Raw genomic sequence first — 3106 nt, forward strand, 5'->3', positions numbered from 1 at the left:
ATTGCCTGAAACCCAAGCGTATCCTCATTCACCTCGATCGGTTGGAAGCTTTCGGTGACCAGTTGCAGCAGTTCGGCATCAAGGATGAGCTTTTCGTAAGAGCCAGAAAGCCCGCCCTCCAGCCAACCGGCTGAACCGAAAAGGATATTGGCATGGGCGGTGACCGCCGCCCAAAGGCACATCTCTGTCTCATAGGCGGCCTGCGCATCGACCGAATTCGATCCGGTATTCAGCGAAGAGCGGAACGGCAGCCCGTAGCGCCGCGCCAGCTGGCCCGAGGCCCAGGTTGTCTTGGCAAAGACCGGTGTGCCGAAAACCGGCGATCCGGTACGCATATCGACATTGGTCAGGTATGAGCCATAGACGACCGGCGCGCCCTTCCTTACGGCCTGCGCCAGGACGACACCCGCGAGCGCCTCGGCATTCTGGACCGAAAGCGCGCCGGCCTCGGTCGCGGGGCTCATGGCCCCTGCCATGGTGAAGGGGGCGATGACCAGAGGCTGGCCAAGGCGCGCCATCTCGACAATCCCCTCGGCCATGGCGGTGTCGATCATCAGGGGGGAGTTGGTGTTGATCGGCGCGGTGATAACCGGCTTTGCAATCAGATCATCATCGGAGAAGCCCATCATGATCTTCGCCATAGCGATCGCGTCGCGGGCGCGCTCGGCGCCGTTCGACCAGGCTTTCCAGGTCTTGTCGGTCAGTGTCGCATGGGCGTAGCCCACGTCGAGATGGCGGGTCTCGGCGGGCAGGTCCAAGGGTTCGAAGCCGCCGCCGCCCGCCTGATGGACAGCGTTGATCGCATGGACGAGTTTGACGAACTCACACATCTCGTCGAAGGTTCCGGCGCGTCGGCCGCGATCAAGATCATTGGCAAAGGGCGGGCACATGACCGAGGAAAAGATGATCTCATCGCCACCAAGTGTCAGGTTGTAGGCAGGGTTTCGGGCGTGAAGCTCGGCCTTGGCCGGGGCATGGGCGACAAGTTCGGATACCAGACCGGGGTCAAAGCGGACCGTTTCGGTGCTTTCGTCAACTATGCAACCAGCTTCGGCAAGAATACTGCGCGAGCGCCCGTCAAGCACCTTGATGCCGATCTCGGACAGGATACGCATGGAATTGTCATGGATGGCGTCAAGCTGATCCGGTGTCAGAATCTCAACCGGCGGATAGGGGTTGCGGAACCGCTGCCAGGGCGTCTGTTCGACATTGTGATGCGCATCCTTGCGAGAGCGGGCGCTGGCCTGACGGCGTGACATTGCGGGACTCCTATGTCAAGGTGTGGTGCTTATTATGCAATTTATTGCTTTTTAGTCAATTCCAATATCCTGCCGGATCTCCAGTTCCGCGATCCCTTCTTCCGCAAGGATGCCCTGCACCGCATCGCTTTGCAGAAAGGTGAAGATGCCGTCGCGCCAGAAATCCTTGCCGCCAAGCTGGGCGCTGGCGTCGAACAGGGTCCAGGCAATTTCACCGGGGGCGTAATTGCCGCAGGTATGAAAATGCAGATAGCGCGGATTGGCGAAGGCGACCTTGCCCCAGCGCTCGATGCCGCTGGTGGCGCGGAGCGGGTAAAAGCAGCCGGGATTCATGCCAGCATGCCATGAATGTACGAAGAACGGGTCGAGCCCGAAAAGATCGCCGACGCGCCTGTACTGGGTGCGGACCTTGTCGACCAGGGATTGCGGCCCCTCGAAGCCGATGATGCGCCCGTTCTCGATATGGGCGCGGACGGGTTCGGGCAGCATCACTTCATCATCGGGATATTTTCGGTTGCCCGAGGCCATGAGCCAGTTCGCCACGGCCACAACGCCGCTTGCGGTTGCGCAGGGCAAGGGGCGCGGTGCGCAGACCGGGTAGCGGGTGACGGTGAAATCCTCGGCCTTGCCCGCGGCCACCCTTTCAATGTCCTGGCTGCCCGATATGTCGGTGCCAAGCGGACAGGTGACGCGCCATTGCCGCGCCCGGTTCGCCTGGGCGTCATAGGCCGCGCGGATGCGTTCCATCACCCGGTGCGGGACGGTGCAGGACGGCCCGCCGAGAACGCCGATATCGAGCGCATAGCTCATCGTCTTGGTGGCGCTTCCGGGGACGTCGGAGAAGCGCAGCGTGTCGCCAAGCCGGGAGTGGAAGAGCACATGGTCGCAATCCGTTAAGGCCCGCGCAACCTCTGCCGGTATTTCGTCAAGCCCCGCATGGTCGCCGACCGGCACGATACGGGCCGCGATGCCCATCTCATCGGCGACATCGGCGACAACCGCTGGCACCGCCGCATCATAGATGCCTAGTCGGGGGTCCTCGGCGATGATGGCGAGCGTCTCACCCGCCTTTGCGCCGATCGCGTCGCCGATCAGTGACCGCGCCCCGGCCCTCGGATCAAACCGCATGTGCCCGGCTCCCCTCAATTGCCCGCCGCCTCTATACGTCGTTCAGCCAGAACCTCTTCCAGCCAGCCCGCCCGCATTTCGGGCGTCGAGGCGATCAGCAGGTGCGTATAGTCATCCCAGGGCGGCGCGAAGATCGCGGGCTTTGGCCCCTGTTCGACAATCCGCCCGTTCTGCATCACCGCCACATCGTCAGCGATGGCGCGGACCATGGCCATGTCATGGGTAATGAAGATGTATGAGACGCCAAGCTCTCGTTGCAGCCGCAACAGCAGCGCGATGATGCCGTCCGCGACCAGGGGGTCAAGCGCCGAGGTGACCTCGTCGCAGATGATCACCTCGGGCTCGGCGGCAAGGGCGCGGGCGATGCAGACGCGCTGCTTTTGCCCGCCCGACAACTGGTTCGGATAGCGCTGGGCAAGATCGGGGTCGAGTTCCACCAGCGCCAGCAGTTCCCGCGCGCGGGCAAGCCCTGCGGCGCGGGTCATGCCGCAGAATATCTCGGCGGGGCGACCGATGATCTCGCCCACAGCCTGGCGCGGATTAAGGGCGACGTCGGGAAGCTGATAGATAAGCTGGATTTCCTTGCGTTCGTCTGCCGTGCGGGCGGCGAGCCGGTGGTGCAGTGGCGCCCCCCGGAGCTCCATCCGCCCCCGGGTCGGCGGCAACAGACCGACAAGCACGCGCGCAAGCGTAGACTTGCCCGATCCGCTTTCGCCGAC

The 3106-nt window shown here is 63.3% G+C and carries 3 protein-coding genes; all 3 read right to left on the minus strand.

Features of this window, described 5'->3' with window-relative positions:
• A partial coding sequence (locus tag WBB85_RS01605) for a trimethylamine methyltransferase family protein (RefSeq protein WP_432636876.1) occupies nt 1-1259 on the minus strand: 1259 nt, incomplete at its 3' end.
• A 51-nt stretch (nt 1260-1310) separates the two neighbouring features.
• A complete protein-coding gene (locus WBB85_RS01610) occupies nt 1311-2387 on the minus strand; it encodes a hypothetical protein (protein ID WP_432636877.1) in 1077 nt (358 codons plus the stop codon).
• Nucleotides 2388-2401: 14 nt separating this feature from the next.
• Nucleotides 2402-3106: ABC transporter ATP-binding protein (locus tag WBB85_RS01615; protein ID WP_432636878.1), on the minus strand; the 705-nt coding region annotated here is incomplete at its 5' end.

Origin of the sequence: Albidovulum sp., from assembly GCF_049646345.1 — a bacterium.
Lineage (GTDB): Bacteria > Pseudomonadota > Alphaproteobacteria > Rhodobacterales > Rhodobacteraceae > Albidovulum.